We start from the raw sequence: 20,712 nt of genomic DNA on the forward strand, positions 1-20,712 counted from the left end.
ATGAAAGATCTTTTAGAAGAAATAAGGAGCTGCACTGTATGTAGCTCCTTTTTTGTTCATGAGCCCCGGCCAGTAATAAATGTTTCAGCCTCGGCCAAACTTCTAATCATTGGTCAGGCACCTGGAAGAAAAGTACATGAATCCGGTGTGCCCTGGGATGATGCAAGTGGCAGAAACCTACGGGGATGGTTGGGTATTTCTGATGAAGATTTTTATAATGATGAGCTGGTGGCTTTAGTTCCAATGGGTTTTTGCTATCCGGGCTCGGGAAAATCAGGGGACCTTCCTCCCAGACCTGAATGTGCCCCATTGTGGCATGAAAAGTTGCTCGAGGCATGCAAATCTGTTAGGTTGACTCTTTTGATTGGTCAGTATGCTCAGAAATACTATCTGGGAAAAGGCGCGAAAAGCACCCTTACCGAAACAGTAAAAACCTATCAGGACTACCTCCCAAAATACCTTCCATTGCCACATCCTTCTCCTCGCAACCGTATTTGGATGAAGAAAAATCCATGGTTTGAAGAGGAATTGTTACCAGAGTTAAAGGTTCAGGTTAGTAAATTTCTTTAGTGAAAATTACCATAAAGTGGGTATTGATATTTGATGGATATGAATTGAAATTAGCATATCTAATCACAGAACACATGAATGTATCCATAATATCAACATACGGAAGAGGGGAAAGCAAGAAAACCACTTCATCTAAAAAGATCACACAAACGTTACTGGAGTTGGCTGAAGTTCATTTAGAGTCCCCGGAAACCAGTCAGTTTATTTCCAGGGAAGGGGTAGAGAAACTAAAGAAAAAATTAGCCTCTTAATTGGCTTTCAGACTTATCAGATAGCCGATTGAGAAATTAGATTCACTATCAAATATATACGAGTAGGTGGGCTCGAGATAGAGTGCATTGTAGATAACATTAGCAGCCCTAAGCTTTTCATTGTCCGTTGGGTATTCGCCTGGTTCGTCTAGTACAAAATACCTTCCATCGCTTTCATTTACTTTGTCTTTCACAAACTCATAAATCATACCTCCAAGAACAAAGCAGAGGTTTCGGTTTTTCTCGGGAACCTGTAAAAGAGCGTCTCTCACTTCTCTAAAAACCGTGGTATCCTGTACATCGCTTAAGAAGTATTTAGATCCGTGAATTTCAAGACTCAGCGTATCTCCGCTTTCCACCCATGCCAATTTAGTATTACCGGAACCAATATCTACAATGAAAGACTCTTCAATAAATTCTTTTGGAACGGTAGACAGAAGTGCGTAGCGAGCTTCGTCTTTGGCACTGATGCTTTTGATTGTTAACCCCAATTTAGTGAGTTGATTATTCAATGCAGGAATATCCTCAACCTTTACAACGCTTGAACTGGCAATCACATGAATATTGTTTTTTGTAATTCCAAAATCAATAATTTCATTCCTGAACTCCCTGATATTGCTGACAATCTCAGAATTCGTATTTACACCGTAAATGAAATTACTCCTTCCAAAAGCCGATTTTTTTAACGCCCAGCATCTGTCATTATCTATTTCAACAATGAAATAGTTTAAACCCAGAGAACCAAGCTCAATTACTGCCATTAACTCCCCTTGAGTAGGTGTACATGGTTTATAGTCAAAGGAATGTTTTATGGGAGCTGTTTGCTTCTTTTTCGGCTTGGATTTCGATTCCTCATTGGAGGAATCCTTCACTCCACAACCAGCAAGGATGATCAGGAAGATGAAACAGGTCTTGGTGAGAAGTTTCATTTAATAAAAAGTTAAGCTAACTCCCGCAAATCTACAGGAACTACTTTAGAAACTCCTTGCTCTTGCATAGTAACTCCATAAATAACATCCGTGCTGGCCATGGTTCTTTTGTTGTGAGTTACGATGATGAACTGCGATTCTTTTGAGAACTTACGAATGATTTCATTGAACTTATCAATATTGGCATCATCCAACGGTGCATCTACCTCATCAAAAATACAAAACGGTGCAGGTTTTAAAAGATATATAGAGAATAGGAGTGATGTAGCCGTCAATGTCTTTTCTCCTCCGGAAAGCTGATTGATAGTTAAAGGTCTTTTACCTTTCGGCTTAGCTATGATGTCAATCGAACTATCCAGCGGAGCTTCAGGATCAGTAAGTGTAAGGTCACAATCGTCCTCTTCAGTGAACAGGGTTCGGAATACCTTTATGAAGTTGTCTTTGATTTGGTGGAACGCTTCCATGAACGTTTCTTTAGCCACCTCATCAATCTCACTTATTGTTGTCAGCAGGGTTTCCTTCGCATTGATCAAGTCTTCTTTTTGCTCTGTAATAAATGTATGCCGTTCCTGAATTTCTTCAAAGGCTTCCATTGCCATTGGGTTAATAGGCCCTATGTTATCCAATCGATTGCGAAGTTTGTCAACCTTGTTTCTCAATTCATCTTCGGTGAATTTCTTGTAATCAGCAATATCTTCTTCATTGATTTTTTCAAGGTCAATGTTGAACTCCACCGAAAGCCGATCTTTGACCGAGTTGAGCCCCATTTTCGCATCATTCAGCTTGTTTTGCCATTCCATAAGGGCATGATCTATTCCTTCACGCTTACGCTGGGTCTCCCTTAGGTTTTTCTCCTCGTCATCAATGATGCTTCTCGCTTCGTAGTATTCCTTCTCGGCTTCATTTACACCTGTTTCCAAGGTCTCTTTTTCTTCGTACATCGAAACAAGTTCATCGTCGCTGGCAGTACTTTTCTTTACGAGTTCGTTTAAGTTGGCAGTGGCTCCTTCAAGCTCCTCTCTGTTTTTTTCTATTCGTTCAAGTGAACCTTCATAGGATTCTTCTTTGAAAGAAATTTCCTGTAGGATGCTGTTGAGTTTGTTTTGTCTTTGGTGAAAAACTACGTTTTCTTCATTGTAAGCAGAGGATTTTAAATCCAAGGCCTCTTGCAGAGTTAACGCTTCTTCCTTCTTTGCTTCTACACTCTTTTCAAGCTCCTGAAGTTCAGTAAATTCTTTTTCGGCCTGAGGTTTAAGTGTCTCCAGGGCCTTCTCCAAATCAACGATCTGCTGCTGGATGTCTTCCCGCCGATTCTTGTTTGAGGTCAGAAGCTCCAAGAACTGCTCCTGCTTGGTTTGAACAGAAACCTCTGTCTCTTTTATTCTGGCCAGCTCTTCTTTCACTTCCTCTAGCTGAGGTGCTTTAGATGACTGCCGCAATTCCTCTAGTAATGCCTGCTCTTTAGCCACGACACTTTCAACTTCTGCTTGTTTCTTTCTCAGGTCTTTGATTTCGACCTCAAGTTTCTCAAGGTTTTTGGCCCGGCCGATTCTTTTCCCCTCAAACAATCCGATTGATCCTCCGGAGATGCTGTACCTTCTGAAAGTAACTTTGCCATCTTTATCAAGCAATACAACATTATCCTCGCTTGATTGAGTAGGGTTGGAGGTGATATAGACATTCCAAAGCAGGTGCTTAATCAGATTTTCATATTTAGCATCATAATCAATCAATTCCAGAGCTGACTTGCTTCCGGCAGGTGCTGCTATCTTATCAGGTGTGTATGTCGATAGGTTTTCGAGCATGAAGAAGTTGGCTTTTCCACGGGTTGATTCACTTAGCAGGTTCACAGCCTTTAATGCGTCTTCCTTGGTTTCCACGATGTAATAATTCATAAAAGGCTCAAGGAAGTTTTCTATCGTGACGCGATATTCTTCCGGACAGCTAAGAACATCAGATAGGAGTGGAGCATCTTTCCACTGTGGATTCTTTTTCAAGAATTTTATGGCTTCCGGAAATCCTTCAAGATTGTCTACCAAAGATTTGGTAAGACTAAACTCATTTTGACGGGCATCCAGTGTTCGGTTGATTTTCGTAAGCTCTTCCTTAGACGCAGAGATTTTTTCTTCTGTCTCTGAAATCTGTTCTTTCAGACTTTCTTCACTGAGTTTTAGCTCATCAAAGACTTTCTGCTTCTCATTTTTCTCTTTTCCAATCTCAGTAAGCCTGTTTTTGAACTCTTCAATGTTAGCACTCTTCTCGCTCGTGTCTTCACTTGTTTTGCTGAGCTCACTCATCATGGATTTCAGCTGGATATCCTTGATTTCAATTTCTTTGTTTAGCTGAAATTGATGGTCTTTCTTCTCGGTGTAGTAGGTATTGAGTGAGTTAAGTTTTTCCTGAGCCTCTGTGGTGAGATTTTTTTGAGATTCATATTCACTCTTTAGTGACTCTACCTTCGAGAGGATGGCGGTTACATCTTTTTCAACTTCCCTGGCTTCATTCCTTAATCCCTCTAATGAAACAGCCGCACGCTCACTACTTTGTTTATCATGACTGATCTGTTCTTTGAGTGTTTCAATCTTGTCATGTAAGAACTTTTGACGCTCATTTTTGATCTTTTTATCACTTTCGTACTGGCGTATTTTACTCACATGCTCATTCAGCGTCTTTTGTCTGGATGAAAGTAGTTTTTCCTTGTTGATCAGGTCAGCCTTGGCTTTCTCTATAGCTGCCTCTTTCTCATTGACAAGTGAGTTGAGCGCCAGTTTCTTATCATTTTCTTCTTGAATAGATTGCTGGATGGCATCAAAATGTTCCTTTTGATTCGTCATTGCCTTTTTGGCAAGTGCAATGCTGGAGGTCTTATAATCATCCTTTAGCTCGTAGTATTTTTTAGCCTGGGTAGCCTGACGCTCGAGTGACTTGAGGTTTTTCTCGATTTCAAAAAGAAGGTCTTCAACACGCTCCAGGTCGGCATCTGTATCGCTCAGTTTTTTGAGTGTTTCTTTCTTCCGGATCTTGAACTTGGAGATGCCTGCTGCTTCCTCAAAAAGTGCTCGTCTCGAGTTGTCCTTGTCGTTAAGGATGTCATCCACCATTTTAAGCTCTATGATGGCATAGCTGTTAGATGCAATTCCTGTATCGAGGAAAAGGTTAGTGATATCCTTTAGCCGGCAGGTTACCCCATTAAGCAAATACTCACTTTCACCTGACCGATAATACCGGCGGGTAATGGTGACCTGGGAATACTCGGTCGGAATGAGATTCTTTGTATTGTTGAAGGTGAGAGAAACTTCTGCCAATTGGGTCGGCTTTCGGGCTTTGGTGCCATTGAAAATCACATTCTCCATCTTATCAGACCGAAGCACACGAGACTTTTGCTCTCCAAGTACCCATCTGATCGAGTCAACCACGTTGGATTTACCACATCCATTGGGACCCACAATGCCTGTAATCCCTTCATCGAAATTGATGACCACCCGGTCAGCAAAACTCTTAAACCCTTTTATCTCTAACTTGGTTAACTGCATGTAAAAATCAATCGGCTAATAAGGTGAAGCGGACAAAAATATAAGATTCAGAGGCAAGAAAGGGATAGGATTGTTAAATAGTTTGCATGATTTATCCACCATTTTTCCCCAGTTTCGTATTATCATCGTATAGTTGCTTTTTCATGTAATTATTTGAAAGATTAATCGAATGATAGGGGGGAAATTAAAATCTTCGTTGCATTATTGTAACATCTGAAAAGCAATTCACCTTTTAACTTAACTTTTTGATAAAAGTCGTTTATTTTTAATTGACCAGATAGCAAGTAAAGCAAAATATGGAGAAACCGACCATTCTGTATGTAGACGATGATCAGTTCAACATCACCCTCTTCGAATTCAATTTTAAAAATGAGTTTGAAATACTCAACGCTACTTCTGGTTCTGAAGCTCTTCAATTAATTAAAGAGCATGATGAGATCAAAGCCATCGTGAGTGATGTGCGAATGCCTGAAATGGATGGTATTGAGTTTATTACCAAGGTGAAAGAGACAAGGGGAAGTTTACCATGCTTCTTGCTTACTGGTTATGGAGGCGCCCAGGAGGTGGTGGACGCGATCGATCAGAACTTGATTGTGGGATACTTTAGTAAGCCTTTTGATAAGGAGAACATCATCACCACACTTAAGTCGACAATCAACGATTAAGCAGTTAATATCCTACTGCATTTACCCTCACTTTCTCTAACTTAGCTGTATGGACGATTTTAGTTTTTGGTGGTACATCATAGCAGCCGTTATCTATTTTCTCACAAGAGGGAAAAAGAAAAAGGAGCAGCCAAAGTCTCGTCCGGGCTCTGAAAACAATCCACCAAGACCCAGCCAGCCAAAATCTTTCGAAGATCTTTTAAGAGAAATAACAGAAGGCAGACAGGAAGAAGAGGAGCCTGCTTATGAACAGGAACCGGTCGTTGTTAAGGAGAAGAACAAAATGGAGGACGCTACTCGTCACGAGGGGGAGCGCAGAGCTTTCGCTGACGATGAAAGTAAGCGTGTGTATGAGGAATCCATCAAAATGGCTGAAGGTTCTGATATTGAATTTGGAGCCTCAGAAAATTATAAACAGCCAAGGCTATTCAAAAAGGATGAAGATGAAGAGGAGGAATGGACCATTGCCGATGAGATACGTGACGGCCTGAATTCTGATGAAGCGAAAAAAGCTGTGATATACAGCGAAATCTTAAACAGAAAGTACTAGTCTTTTTTTAGTTCGAATGCATGAGGTAGCAGGTCATCCGAATGATGGATGTTAGACTCCTCGCCATCACAAAAGCTTTTGACTTCCGGATTTCCAAATTCATGGATTACCTGACGACAAGCACCACATGGTGGAGTAGGTTTAGGCGTTGGTGTATAAACAACCAGTTTTTTTATGACAATAACTCCTTCTGCATTTATAGCGTTGGCAATGGCATTCCGCTCGGCACAAACTGTCAGTCCATAGGAAGCATTTTCGATGTTGCAGCCTGTGTAGACATTTCCCGACTTTGTTAACAGCGCAGCGCCAACTTTGAAGTTACTATAGGGAGCATATGCCTTTGATGCGGCTTCTATTGCCTTTTCTTTGAGTTCCGTTTCTGACATTATTCAATGTTAATGAAATCTTAATTAATAAATTCTATTTTCAGTTCGCTCACTAATTTTAGTAGTTTACACACTAAAGCATAAAATAGATGAATATGAAATATTTACTGACTTTAACGATTGTTTCAATTTTAGTTGGGTGTACCACACCCGCTACCAACCCGGTAGTCATCACGGATGAAGATGAAGAAACGCTGAGGGAGTTTAAAACCGTATTGTGGCCTAAGGCTTACGGAGAGCAGGATACGGTCCTTTTGGATCAATTACTTCATGAAGATTTTCAGCTCATAGATGATAATGGAGATAAGTATTCCAAATCGGATGAATTGGCCTATATCGCTGAATATGGGCCAAGCTACGATGAGTTTGATTTTAAGATTACACGCCTGGATATTTTCGACAATGGTACGGCAGTTATTTCAGGAACGGGAACGATGAAAGGCGTGAATGGGGCAGAGGCATATATTACCAAATATCAATCCAGTAACGTGCTGATCAAAGTAGGAGGAGAGTGGAAGGCGATCAACAGCCATGTAAGCGGAGTGAAAGAAGAGACTTTCCCAATGGCAGGTGAAGAAGAAGCAGATGCTGAGGAGTAAGGGCCAGGAGAGTTTAAAAGAAACAAAAAACCCTGACCAGTGATGGTCAGGGTTTTTTGATTAATATATATCTAATGTTTGATCACCAGCTTTCTTTCCTCTACCTCACCGGAAGCTAACTCTATTCTCATGAGGTAAATTCCATCATCCAAAGTAGAAGAGTTAAGATTCAGGCTTGTATCCTGGTCATTGGTTTCATGCAACACTTCCTTTCCATTTAAGTCATAAATGTGAATAACAGCTCCCCCGATGTTGCCAATTAGATGGAATTCTGCATTCGCCGGGTTGGGGTAGAGGGTAATTTCGGTAATTAAATCTTCTTTAGAAAGAACCTCACCTTTGTCTGATTGTAATGTTTCTATCATTATTGATTGTTGAGTTGGAGGAATGGTATTTTCGTAAAGAAGCAATTTTCTTTCTCCATTAATGATAGCTGATAATATTAAATCAGTATCACCATCTCCATCCAAATCAGAAAGCTCAATGTTTCTGGGAGATTCTAATGATGTGGAAATAATATGCTCATTAAAAGCGCCATCAGTACTCTCAAACCAGCTTAAAGTTTCGTTGTATACAAAGACTATATCCTGCAACTGATCTCCGTTAATATCCCTGATTTCGAATTCCTTAAAATTTGTGATATCACTTAATACATTTGAGCTTATATCCTGCTCGAGATTCGAAAACGGGTTGTTAATCCATGTAAAAGTTGAGTCAGGATTGATAATCTGATTCTCTTCTGATAAATCTCTAAAGAAGTAGTCAGGATCACTGTCAGAGGTAAAATATGCCACCCTTGCAAGCTCTGTTGCATGATACGTGTTTGTGAAAACAGGTAAAGAAAATGGATCGACTCGTCTGCCATAAATAGTAAAAGAATTTAACTCTTCATTTAATCCAGGGCTGTAGTTGTGTAAAACTGACTCATCATATGGAGATAAGAATGGTTCAGAATCAGATCCAAGAATAGTCGCCTGACCATTTAGAGAATATACTTCTGCATCTTTATGATTAAAAGAATTAGGTAATACTATTGATTGAGTGCTTGATAGATCGTTTAATAGAACATACCTACTATTGTATATCAAATCAATGGTGCCATTCTGACCCCAATCAATTAAGTCTAACTGGCTGCTTTCTGCATAGTTATAAATATTGTGAGTTGGATTTTGGGTAATTGCTACACCATTAAACTCTAAGTCGTATAAGAACGAACCATCAGAAAGCAATAGGATATTAGGTGAATAATTATTATCCCAATCAGTAATTACTGCATTTTTTATTTGTATTGGTAATATTTCTTGATATTCATCAAAAGTGCCATCAAAGTTATTTATCAACACATGAACAGTATTTTCACTCGCTATAACTAGATCTAAATAGGTGTCACCGTTAAGATCGTGAGATAGAATTTGGTTTACCGGACCGCTTATTGAGTTTGAAATGGGTTTTTCTTCGAAATATGAAACAGTATTTTCACTTGCTCCAACTGCAGAAATAAAGCTGAATTCATATCCGTACTTCAGAATTTTATCACTAGTTTGATTTAAAATGGTGTTTGAAGGCACTCTTACTGTGATTTTTTCACCAGATAAAAATGATCTATCCGCCGAGAATGTTGCAAATTCCTGAGATATGCTCCAAGTTCCATCAAATAAGCCAGACTTATCACCTTCAACCCTGATAGAATTTAACAGGCTAGGATCTGGTGCATCATCGAAAACAATTGTAATTGGGGTATTACCATCTACACCTATCTGATTAGAGGAAGGACTGACTGATACGACTCTGAATGATGGAACATTTACCGTTACAAACCATTGCTGGTTTGTGTAACCATCTTCCGCTATAATATTGTAAATGACTTCATTGGAAAAGTCATTTACATTGACACCACTCACTTGATCGATATTCCCAATTTTTACTGAGGAGACCCCAGTTGAGGTTGTGAAAGTGGAAACTAGGCTTTGAATATCTGCATTCAAATCGACCAATACTGTGATGTGACCAGAAGCAGAAATTGTGGATTCACCAATTTGATTTTCAAGCTCAAAACTTGTAAACCGAGCTTGATGTGAAAAATTCTCATGCCATCCGGATGGAGTAATAATGTCCAAATCTCCATCCCGATCCAAGTCAGCAAGATAAGTGCTAAAGAAAGATCCGGCGGAAATGGGTTGCATTTGATTAATATGCGTAACCGTATTTCCCAATTGATACCTATCAGTTGGGGTATTCATCAACTCTGTTACGCCATTTCCTGATACATCTCCGGTTACTAAAAACATACTATTCCCAACACTTGTAGATTCATAGTTATCACCATTTTTCATCAACAGATAAGCATTTCCGTTAGAAATCAAGTAGTCAGTTTCATTATCAAAGTTGAAATCTCCAAGTTTTAAATAACTTATTGAATAAACATCATCACAACTAATATTTAAGCTAGTGATCTCGAATCCATCTTGACCATGATTGATAAAAGCATCTAAGGTTCTAAATCCAGAGTAGGCAAAAATGATATCTAAATCACCATCTGAGTCAATATCATAGATATCAAAATTTGCTATACTTCTGGAGCCCAACAATGAGGTGAATCGATGGGAGTCGGTGTCCTGATTAAGACTAACAACTTCAATCGAGCCACCGTTTATATAGATGATGTCCTCTACCCCATCTCCATTGATATCTTCAATTTGCACTGATCCTCTGGTGGTTTTCTTCGGTAAATTTCCAAAGCCTGATACAAATAACTCTTTGGCGGAATTCCGCAATAGAAAATCCACACTCCCATCACCGTCAAAGTCTGAGGGAACATAAACCTCCTGGATACCTGAAAAAGCAGTTTCCAGATAAAGCTGAGCACTTGAAAACGTTCCACCCTCGTATGTATTTACATACACCTCATGGCCACTCCATTTATGAGTAATGATATCTAAATCGCCATCATAGTCGATATCAAAAGGTACCTGTACACCAAATGTTGAATTACTATTAAGATTTCTAACACTTGAAAATTCTGCAGGGTCTTTATAGGATGATCCAGATGCAATGAGTTTCTTAATTATTCCAGGTTCAAGGACTTTAGTCTGACTATCATTGGTTATCGAGGCAGGTAGACTTATGGTAATTTCGTCGGCAATCTCAAAGGGTACCTGAGGAGTGAAAATTGCTTCCTCATCAAACCCTCCTGCAATCCATTCTCCACTAACATTTCCTGCTAATTTTCCTTTAACTCGCACGTTTAGATTTAGTGATGATAAATCAGGTTTTTCTGTGAACTCGACAGCAATGGACTGATTACCACTAATAAGCTCATATTGATTGTTTACAACCAGGTTAAACGAGGGTCTTGTAATTTTTATGTTCCAGGTAGAAGTAGTTTTCTGATCTTCGGCAATGATTTTTAATTGATTGATGTCGTAGAGCTTAACACTTTCACCGCTGACGATTGTTTCACTGTTAAGTACAAATAAAGCTCCCGGCGAAATATCAAATATTGTTGTCACGGAGGACAAATCCACTGATATATCATTCAATTCAATCAATATGGATTGTGATGCAGGATCAATGGTGATAGATGATTGTGGGATTTCAAAATTAAGCTGATTAATTTGAGTTTCACTAGAGCTGTTTTCATACCAGTAGAGACCTCCTCCATCAAAACTTATGATATCCATATCTCCATCTAAATCAAAATCCATCAAATGATTTGAACCCCAATTTGATAAAGTCCACCATTGGTTATTCCCCTCAATATTCGGACCTTCCCCAATTGGATTTTGAAAATAGACTGTCTCCTCACTATCTAGAATCAAAATTTCCGGATTGGATAGTCCTGAGAAATCCCCAACAAAAAAGGGAGTTCCATTTGAAGAAGAATAAATGCTTTCAGAGGAATCAAATTCATATGATGAATTTAGGTAGGTAACGAGATTAGAGTTTCTATGTCCAACAAAATCTGGAAGGTGATCACCATTTATATCTGTAATAAAGCTTCCGATAAATCCAATCGGATGGTCATTTTGGAATGACAGAGTTCCGTCTTGATTTATGGAATATATTTTATTTCCTACTACTATCTCAAAGCCTCCATCGATCTCTTTATCCATTAGGTTCATTAGTTCTATCTGACACCCTGAGCAAGTGGAAGTAATATTGTTGCTCATTGGACTTGTGTAATTATCACTGCTCAAATAAACGTCTACGAACTTTTCGTTTGAAGCACCGGGAGCATAGCATCCAATAATAATATCTTGAACTCCATCTTTATCAACATCGTGAAGAACTGATGATGCATATAAATTAGACCCTAGACTAACTTCGTGGAGAATTGTATTAAAGCTAAGATTATCATTTTCCAGTATAATTAATTGATCCCCAGTTGGTGGGAATGTATTTGTACCTCTCTTAAAAATCAAATCCATATCGCCATCATGATCAGCGTCCAAATGACCGACAATTTTAGGAGTGGGAAATAAATTTGGGTCTTGAATCTCGGGGAAGACAATAGGAACTTCTTCAAAATCAATACCATTATACTCAATATAATAGGAGGGATAACTAAAAACAAAAACTCCCGGAGTGCCGTTGTTGTTCAGGTCAATAGCCAATGATGAAGGCTCAACTGGCCAATTATTCGGCCTAATCATTTGTCTCAATGAAAAATTAATAGGATCGTCAGCACTATTGTCAGCAGATACGTTGAAAGTCCATTCGTAAGGTTCTGAAATATATTGATTTGATGTCCCTTCAATAGCTATTTCAGGTCTAACATAAACTGTTATTTGCTCCCCAATGGTTAGAGAGCCTGCCGGAGTGAATTCAAGAATATCACCATTCAGATTCCATTGTCCGGAAATGATACCACTACTAGAACCAATTATATTAATTGCGTTATCTACATCGGATATTTCTGGGATATTCCCTGGACTTTGTATTTCAATTTTTGTATTTCTTGAAGCAAAAGAATATGGCTTGGGGCTAGCAATTAGACTAGGTGCTGTGACGACCTTAGCCGAAGAACTTAAAGAAATTTGACCTTCTACCATAGATTGTACTCTATAATGATAGGTTTCTCCTAAGTCAATGTTAGTGTCAGTAAATGACTCCTCAGCGCCTGAATAAATAGTTGTATAACCCGTTTCAGAAGTAGCTCTTTTAACAATGAACCCACTTTCATTTCCATAGAATCCTGACCAACTTATTTCGATTGTGTTATTATAAACAAACTTAGCAGTAACTTGAGCTGGTTCATGTGCATTGAATGTGTATTCAACAGCTTCACCCCAACATCCATTTTTTAACGATCGCAAATACAAGGATGTATTCGGAGCGTTAATTGTTTTGGATAGTGAATTATCCGATTGAAGTTCATGATAGGGAGATGGTACCCAAAACCACGAAGATCCATCGATAGGCTCCTCACGTGTTAAGGTTACTTTATCAAAGTCATACAAAATTGAGAATTGAGGCGTACTTGGTTGATGGACTTCCACTATAGCTGTACCACTCATTAATTGACTGCATCCTGATAATACATGAGTAGCTATTATTGTGTATTCGCCAGTTTCATCATGTTTTCCAAAACCGAGATATCCACCATACCCATTAATTGGAGAGCCAACTGGCTGTCCATTATTCATTAGCTGATATTCAACATTGTTTTCACTATCGCTTAGTGTAATCAATATACCATCATCTCCTTCACAAATGCTACCGCCATCTCCTATATTAAATATTGATGGAGTGGCAGTACCTATCTCGACAATTGCTTCGCCTTGCATTTCAGAACTACAATTTGTTGTAGAATTTTTTGCATTAATAGTATATGTTCCCACATCCGTTTGTAACCCAAAATCTAACTCGATTCCAGTACCTAAAATAGGAGATCCAATAGATGCACCATCTACCACTAATTGATACTCAACTCCAGTTTCACTACCGTCTAAGCCGACTGAGATTCCATTACTTCCACTGCAGTAAATCCCACCTCCGGTTATATTAAATAATGAGGGGATAGGATCAATCGAAACTACTTGACTTCCGTTCATTTCCAATCCACATCCTGTCAATATCCTTACAGCATGAATTGTATAGGTACCGGAGACAGTTTGATACCCAAAATCTATTGGGCTTCCGGTTCCACTGATCGGAGATCCCACATTGGAATCATTTAATCTTAACTGGTAATCAACACCACTTTCAGAATTGCTCAAACCAATAAAGACACCATCTCCATCACTGCAATTATTTCCACCGCCAGTGATGCTGTATTCAAGAGGGAGTGGATTTATTCCAATGTCTTTGCTACCATACATTTCATTGGAACAACTAGTTATATTATTTAATGCTGTAACGGTATAAGACCCTTCCTGAGTTTGCAATCCAAAATCCAAAGCACTTCCATTTCCGCTAATAGGAGAGCCAATTGGAGAGCCATTAACCTTTAATTGATATTCAATTCCTGTATCGCTACCATCAAGTCCGATTGGAACACCGGCACCTCCATTACAATAACTTCCTCCGCCTGTAACACTGAATGGAGTAGGAGCAGAGTTAATATTGATGGTTTGACTTCCATTCATTTCAGTTGAGCAACCTGTATTGATGTGTGTTGCAGTGACGGTATATTCCCCTGCTTCATTTTGATTGCCAAAGTTGATTGTGCTTCCATTTCCTAAAATGCCCTCCCCAATTGGCGAATCGTCAAGCATTAATTGATATTCGATATGGTTTTCACTCCCGCTTAGCTCAATTTGAATCCCTTCTCCATTTTCACAATAGCTCCCACCTCCGGTAACCTCAAAGGCAAGTGGTAATTGATAGACTGAAATTTCCTTACTCCCCATGCTCTTTACACATCCTGAAGTAGTGTTAGTAGCTTCGACGGAATATGTTCCCGCAACAGTTTGATGACCGAAACTAATAGCGTTTCCGGTACCGTTCACTGGTGCTCCAATAGATGAACCATTTAATCGAAGCTGATAACTTACATCATTTTCACTATCAAACAAGCCAACCTCGACACCTGTTTCTCCGCTACAATAGCTATCACTTCCTGTTATTTCATAAATATTAGGAGGAAGATTAACAACAACTTCAATTGCCCGACTTGGACTCCAACACCCCTCGCTACTTCTTGCTCTTACATAGTAAGTACCCGAGGAACTAACTTCCTGAATTAAAGATGTATTGGAGGTTGATGTCCCATTCGGATTGGTTCCCTGCCAATAGGGGAGACTCTGGCCTGGGAATAGCGTAAATGTAATTGTTTTGGAGCCACAGGTATTGGATGAAATGGTTGGAGCTAATGGCATTCCAGGATTTTGTGATTCAATGATGGCTTCACCATCCATTTGCGAAATACAAAACTCTGAAGTCCCTTGTGATGCTTCCACGGTATAGATGCCTTCCGTAGAATAGGAACCAAAATTTATGGCACTACCGCTTCCAGATTTTGTTGAAAGTACAACCCCGCTTTTCATGAGTTTATAGGTTACACCTTTCTCAGTATCAGATAAACCTATATTATGACTGGAGTTGTCGCACAGATTACCACCCCCTGTTACCTGAAAAACTTCAGGTCCGTCCATATCTACAACTGCAGAGCCATTCATAACCTCAGTGCATCCATTGCTTAAGTTAGTTGCGATTACCGTATATATACCCGTTTCCCATTGCCTGTCATATGGCAGGAAGTAAATTCCATTTCCATTTCCCTGTACCGGAGTACCAAAGTCCTGTCCATTTTTTTGAAGTTGATATTCAGTGAAGTATTCTGAATCACTAAGCCTGATCCCAATAAGCCTGGGATCATCAGATGGTTCACATAATTTAAAACCACCCATTACATTATACTTTATGGGTTTTTCTTTAATGCTTATATAGTTAGAAGCCACTGGATCACTCCAGGACCCAAAACGATCCCGGGCTCTTAAATAGATCCGACCATTATTGGTTTTTGTGTAATACTTTGAAGAGTTGCTGGTGGAAGTATTCCATTGACTAGTCTGCCAGAACCAGGTTACTCCAATGGGAGGATTTCCTCGTTTTAAGACAGTATTCCCGCAATTAACTTCGTATATCTGAGGTTTTGAAGGTGTGGGGACAGGGTTGCCAACAACTGTTACAATTAATGTTGCTGTAATTTCTCCACTGGGTGCACGAAGAGATACAGTGTAATTTCCAGTTGAATAGTATTGGTGACTTATTTGACTACCTTCTCCTACATTAAGCCCATTTATTGTCCAATAGCTTCCTAACTGCATTGGGTAATCGTATGTGTATGTATAGGTTATGCCTATTTGAGCCTCTTGTGGAGATCCTGGAGTTTGTAATATTTGACCAAAACCAATAGGAATTCTTTGTGAAAAGCCAGAAGAAATGAATGATAGAAAAAGAATTATATAGAGTGCTCGAGAAAGAGTTTGATGCGATTTCATGAGGTGAGTAGATGATTAGGTGAAAATAAAGCGGCTAAAATAACGCAAGCCGTTAATACCTACAAATCACCGCTCATCATTAGGTCTGTTATTACTTATTTGAATTTAGAAACAAAAAACCCTGACCAGTGATGGTCAGGGTTTTTTTATGTTCTTTTTTGAAAGCTTATCGTTTCGCCATATCTACATAGTCTCTCTCGTTCTTTCCAGTGTATACCTGTCTTGGTCGTCCGATTGGCTCGCCCATCTCCTTCATCTCTTTCCACTGTGCGATCCATCCCGGAAGCCTTCCGAGAGCAAACATTACAGTAAACATGTCTGTAGGAATTCCTAATGCACGATATATAATACCTGAATAGAAGTCTACGTTTGGATATAGTTTTCTTTCTACAAAGTATTCATCTCTTAGTGCTTCTTCTTCGAGTCCTTTTGCAATATCCAGTACAGGATCATGTACACCTAGCTTGTCAAGCACATCATCAGCAGCTTTCTTGATGATTCTGGCTCTTGGGTCAAAATTCTTATATACCCTGTGTCCAAAGCCCATCAAACGGAAAGGATCATCTTTATCCTTGGCCTTAGCCATCCATTTTTTGGTATCACCACCATCGGCTTTGATGTTCTCAAGCATTTCAATCACCGCCTGATTTGCACCACCATGTAACGGACCCCAAAGTGCGTTGATGCCGGCAGAAATAGAAGCCCAAAGACTAGCTTGTGATGAACCAACAATTCGAACGGTAGAAGCCGAGCAGTTTTGCTCGTGATCAGCGTGAAGGATCAATAGCTTGTCCAATGCTTTTGCTACAACCGGATCTACTTCATACTCCTCAGCAGGAAGGGCAAACATCATGTTCAGGAAGTTGCCGCAGTAGTCCATTTTGTTGCTTGGGTAAATAACCGGATGTCCAACCTTCTTTTTATACGCCCATGCAGCGAATGTTGGCATCTTAGCAAGCAATCGAATGATACTTAGTTCGGTTTCTTCTTTCGATCTGTTTGGATCCAGGCTGCTAGGGTAGAAGGCAGTTTGCGCAGTAATGAGCGATGACAATACGCCCATCGGGTGAGCAGCAGATGGGAATCCATCCAGTATCTTTTTGATATCCTCATTTACCAATGTGTGATGGGTGATGTCTCCAGCAAATTTCTCAAAGGTTTGTGCATTTGGCAGTTCACCATTGATAAGTAGGTAAGCAACTTCAAGGAACGTAGAGTTGTCCGCCAGCTGCTCGATCGGGTAGCCTCGGTAGCGCAAAATTCCCTTTTCACCGTCAAGGAATGTAACTGCACTTTCACAGGAGCCGGTATTCTTAAATCCACGATCCAGTGTAATTACACCAGACTGACCTCTGAATGAGCTAATATCAATGGCTTTTTCCTGCTCGGTACCTTCAATTACCGGTAGTTCGTAAGTCTTACCATCAATAGATATTTGGGCGGTTTTTGACATGTTGTTTACTCTAATTTGCTGATCTAAAAATTTCCACGAAAATAATGATTTTAATCCAGATTTTGAAGGTTTAGTTCCCATTCAGTATGAGTGGCAAACCATCACCTCCACCTCCGATTACAATCACTTTTGAATTGGGGGAATTGGCAATATCCATGGTTGCTTCAATTCCTCTCATTCTCAATAACTCAGGAGTTAAACTACTGTTTATAATTTTATTTGCTGCGGCTTCTCCTTCCGCGGCGATTCTTTTTCTTTCAGCCTCACTTTTTTCTCTGTCTAGCCTGAATTCATAAGCCAGTGCCTCCTGTTCTTGCTTCAATTTATTTTCAATTGCCGCTTTTATTTGTTCAGGAAGCTTGATTGATCGGATTAATAGGCTCTTCATCTCAACTTCGTTACCTGGTGCGCCAAGTACCTGACGAGTTTCTTCCTTTATTGCCGCTTCTACTTCAGGCCTTTTGGTTGAGAAAATTTCTTCTGCGGTATATCGTCCCATCACTTGTCTTACGATGGATCTCGCTTCAGGAATAACCAGACGCTGGATATAGTCTCCACGGAAATTTTCCTGAATGATCCCAATAGCATCATATTTTGGGTGGAATCGAACGGTCACATCTACGCTAATATTCAGTCCGTTCTTATCGAGAACGTCCATCGTTTCTTCGATTTTATTTTCAGACACTTCGTAAATGTATACCTCGTTCCAGGGAGCTTTCATGTTCCATCCCGGCCCAATGATGTTATCTTTTTGCAATTCTCCGCTTAGCGTTTTAAAGAGTACAGCTCGTTCTGATGCTTCAATTCTAAAGAAGATTCGATTGGCAGCAGAGAAAAGAATGATTATCGCAATAATGGCGATTATGACAAACGGTAAATACTTTCTATTATCCATATTTTTAGATTAAGGTTGATTCAAATTCAACACAAAGGTAACATGTCATTGATACCTCCGGTTCAGTCTTTGGAAGTCAAAGTGATCTTATTTTTTGATTGTTTGATTACTTCGTGATTCATCATCATTTTTCTAAACACTCCTTCTGCAAACATTTCGGCCTGATCAGCATAGTAGGGGCTGAAATAATTACCGGATTGTCCGGTCGGAAGGATACTCCAACTATTATTTCTCACATCGGAAAAATCTACAATTCTGCGTGTAGAAGGCCCAAATCGGATGGTTTGATTTTTTTCTTCGCTGTACGTATATCCCATATTGTTGAGGACCTCATTTGCACCGGAGACAGGGAAGTCCCCCACATTTAGAAATGTAATGATATCGCCCATTGCATGCTTATGCTTTAGTGCATGCGCACTTCCCCAATTCCAAAGGGTATAGTCATCACCCCAATGAATAGTGAGATCATTGATAGTTGTTTCGAAAGCCTGTCGAATAATGTCTCCTCTGGTCTCAATCACTTCCGTCGTATCATTATCCCACCACTTGGAATTCTTGTTTTTGATCAGGTGTTCGGTTGCTACCTTGTAAGTATGTGTAAGTTTATACAAGGGCCACAATTTTTTGCCTATCTCGTCTTTCTGAGCTGCTTTTAATGTTTCATTGACCCATTTCTGAAAGATCAGTGGTCTGAAATCATCCCGATTAAAATCACCTTTCCATTTGATCAACTCTCTGAGCAAATCACCTCTCTCTGTATCTTTAATCGCATGAAGCATGATCCCTTTTATCTCATTCATCATCACAGAGTGGTCATCCAAAAGCATCGTTTTCATGTGATCAACAGAGAGGGAGGAGTCCGCTAAAAACTGTGTGATTCGTTCCCCTCGATCGTCGGGCAGGTAATAGCCCGAGTAGACAACACCATTCACTGTATCCGGTTGGTTATTGGCACTGTGTACATATCCCCATGGAGGATTAATCGCGTGTGGATTTTGAGAGAAAGCGTATGTGCTGTCAGTGTCATCCAATCCGGTAGATCCATCATAAAATGTCTTACTGCTTCTCTCATCTCTGCGTATTGGTAGTTTACCCACTGCCCACCAGGCCACATTTCCATCTTTATCACCGTACATGATGTTTAGTCCGGGCCCATGAATCATGGATGCAGCCATTTCTACTTCCTGCAAGTCATTTGCAGAAACAAGTCCGTGAACCGCTTCCATCATATAGCTTGGGAAGTTGGTGTTTACCCAATACATGCTCACAATATCTTCAAGAGGCTCTTCTGTCAGGATGTCTGAGACAATGGGGCCATGTGTTGTTTTCCTGATGGTAAATTGAATGGGCTTCTGTCCGTTCACTTTGATTTCTTCCTGTTCCATTACTATGTCTTTCCATTCATCTTTGTGCATATACTTATTTGAATCCTCCGGGTGGATTTCTTCTATGTAAAAATCCATGTCGTCATTTTCAAACATGGTCAGCCCAATGGCTTTTTGCTCTGAATGCATGAGTAGTGGGAAGGGTGCTCCCGGCACATGATATCCGTAATATTCGCTTTCCGGATAGATCAAATGAGATTCATACCAAACAGAAGGTTGAGAGAATGCAATGTGTGGGTCGTTCGAAAAGAGTACTTCGCCGGTTGATGTTTTCTCGGGTGAAACAACCCAGCTATTACTTCCAATGAATTCAGGCACACCAAGGGATTTCAAAACAGAAACCGTCTTTTCTGCCTGGATGCTATATCTGTTATCAAATGAACGAAGTGTTGACTCGCCTTTATAATGATAGATATTCAGGTCTTTCAAATAAGAAGAGTCCAGTTTATTGGAGAGTTCTGTCAGCACCGGGTCAGTGATATGTGCATTTGAAAAACTGAATGCCATATAGGTTAGAATTTCGAAGGCATTCTGAATTTCAAATGGAGCTACGTCCAGTCCAAGAATCGTATGCTCTAGGGGTTTAGGGTTATTGGCGATGTAATCGTTAATGCCTGCTATGTAGGCTTTTACCAGCGGTAAGCTTTTATGGTTTCGTTTTTCATATTCCAAAGCTGATTCTCTGGCATATTTACTGATACCCATTGTTCTCAAAAATTTGTCGTTTTCAATCATATCGGGACCGAATAATTCCGATAGTCTACCGCTTCCTACATGTCTCAATAAATCCATTTGCCAGAGCCGTTCCATAGCATGGATATACCCCAATGCACGATAAGTATCTTCTTCGGATTCTCCATAGATATGAGGGACTCCATGTTCGGTAAAATAGATATCCACATCTCCGGATAAACCAGTAAGCACTCTTTCACCTGAGTAGGAGGGTGTGAGTGATAATTTAAGGTAAAAAGCATAGCCAGCTACACCAAGAATAATGAATAGCAGGAGTAAACCAAGAATTTTTAAAATTTTCATGTGAATCAATTTGAAGT

Annotated in this window: 12 protein-coding genes; 5 read left to right on the forward strand and 7 right to left on the reverse strand. The window is 39.8% G+C overall.

The window, feature by feature from the left end:
- Together ACOQON_RS06830 and ACOQON_RS06835 are read left to right on the forward strand one after the other, a co-directional pair.
- On the forward strand, nt 1-570 hold the full coding sequence (locus tag ACOQON_RS06830; protein ID WP_420578178.1) for a uracil-DNA glycosylase family protein: 570 nt from the start codon (nt 1-3) through the stop codon (nt 568-570).
- A complete protein-coding gene (locus ACOQON_RS06835; RefSeq protein ID WP_420578179.1) occupies nt 570-821 on the forward strand; it encodes a hypothetical protein in 252 nt (83 codons plus the stop codon). The genes ACOQON_RS06830 and ACOQON_RS06835 overlap by 1 nt, the downstream gene beginning before the upstream one ends.
- Here the strand turns inward: ACOQON_RS06835 and ACOQON_RS06840 are convergent.
- Both ACOQON_RS06840 and smc read right to left on the reverse strand, forming a co-directional pair.
- Nucleotides 818-1,750, reverse strand: a complete 933-nt coding sequence (locus tag ACOQON_RS06840; RefSeq protein ID WP_420578180.1) for a hypothetical protein — start codon at nt 1,748-1,750, stop codon at nt 818-820. The genes ACOQON_RS06835 and ACOQON_RS06840 overlap by 4 nt on opposite strands.
- Nucleotides 1,751-1,761: 11 nt before the next feature.
- Nucleotides 1,762-5,283: a chromosome segregation protein SMC gene (smc, locus tag ACOQON_RS06845; protein WP_420578181.1), complete on the reverse strand. Its 3,522-nt coding sequence runs from the start codon at nt 5,281-5,283 to the stop codon at nt 1,762-1,764.
- A 296-nt stretch (nt 5,284-5,579) separates the two neighbouring features.
- On the opposite strand from smc, the gene ACOQON_RS06850 reads away from it, so the two are divergent.
- Nucleotides 5,580-5,948, forward strand: a complete 369-nt coding sequence (locus tag ACOQON_RS06850; RefSeq protein ID WP_420578182.1) for a response regulator — start codon at nt 5,580-5,582, stop codon at nt 5,946-5,948.
- Between the two features lie 49 nt (nt 5,949-5,997).
- A complete protein-coding gene (locus ACOQON_RS06855; protein ID WP_420578183.1) occupies nt 5,998-6,498 on the forward strand; it encodes a hypothetical protein in 501 nt (166 codons plus the stop codon).
- On the opposite strand, the gene ACOQON_RS06860 is transcribed toward ACOQON_RS06855, so the two are convergent.
- Entirely contained in the window at nt 6,495-6,884 is a 390-nt protein-coding gene (locus ACOQON_RS06860; protein WP_420578184.1) for a cytidine deaminase, read from the reverse strand. The two genes, ACOQON_RS06855 and ACOQON_RS06860, sit on opposite strands and share 4 nt — an antisense overlap.
- Nucleotides 6,885-6,979: 95 nt before the next feature.
- On the opposite strand from ACOQON_RS06860, the gene ACOQON_RS06865 reads away from it, so the two are divergent.
- On the forward strand, nt 6,980-7,483 hold the full coding sequence (locus ACOQON_RS06865) for a nuclear transport factor 2 family protein (protein ID WP_420578185.1): 504 nt from the start codon (nt 6,980-6,982) through the stop codon (nt 7,481-7,483).
- Between the two features lie 71 nt (nt 7,484-7,554).
- Here ACOQON_RS06865 and ACOQON_RS06870 read toward each other — a convergent pair whose 3' ends face one another.
- The 4 genes from ACOQON_RS06870 to ACOQON_RS06885 all read right to left on the reverse strand — a co-directional run bounded on the left by ACOQON_RS06870 (nt 7,555) and on the right by ACOQON_RS06885 (nt 20,695).
- Complete coding sequence (locus ACOQON_RS06870) at nt 7,555-15,927, reverse strand: FG-GAP-like repeat-containing protein (RefSeq protein ID WP_420578186.1); 8,373 nt, start codon at nt 15,925-15,927, stop codon at nt 7,555-7,557.
- Between the two features lie 166 nt (nt 15,928-16,093).
- Entirely contained in the window at nt 16,094-17,380 is a 1,287-nt protein-coding gene (locus ACOQON_RS06875; RefSeq protein WP_420578187.1) for a citrate synthase, read from the reverse strand.
- Between the two features lie 70 nt (nt 17,381-17,450).
- On the reverse strand, nt 17,451-18,275 hold the full coding sequence (locus ACOQON_RS06880; RefSeq protein ID WP_420578188.1) for a prohibitin family protein: 825 nt from the start codon (nt 18,273-18,275) through the stop codon (nt 17,451-17,453).
- Nucleotides 18,276-18,337: 62 nt separating this feature from the next.
- Complete coding sequence (locus ACOQON_RS06885; RefSeq protein WP_420578189.1) at nt 18,338-20,695, reverse strand: penicillin acylase family protein; 2,358 nt, start codon at nt 20,693-20,695, stop codon at nt 18,338-18,340.
- Nucleotides 20,696-20,712 lie beyond the last annotated feature (17 nt).

Origin of the sequence: Ekhidna sp., assembly GCF_965221965.1 — a bacterium.
Classification (GTDB): domain Bacteria; phylum Bacteroidota; class Bacteroidia; order Cytophagales; family Cyclobacteriaceae; genus Ekhidna.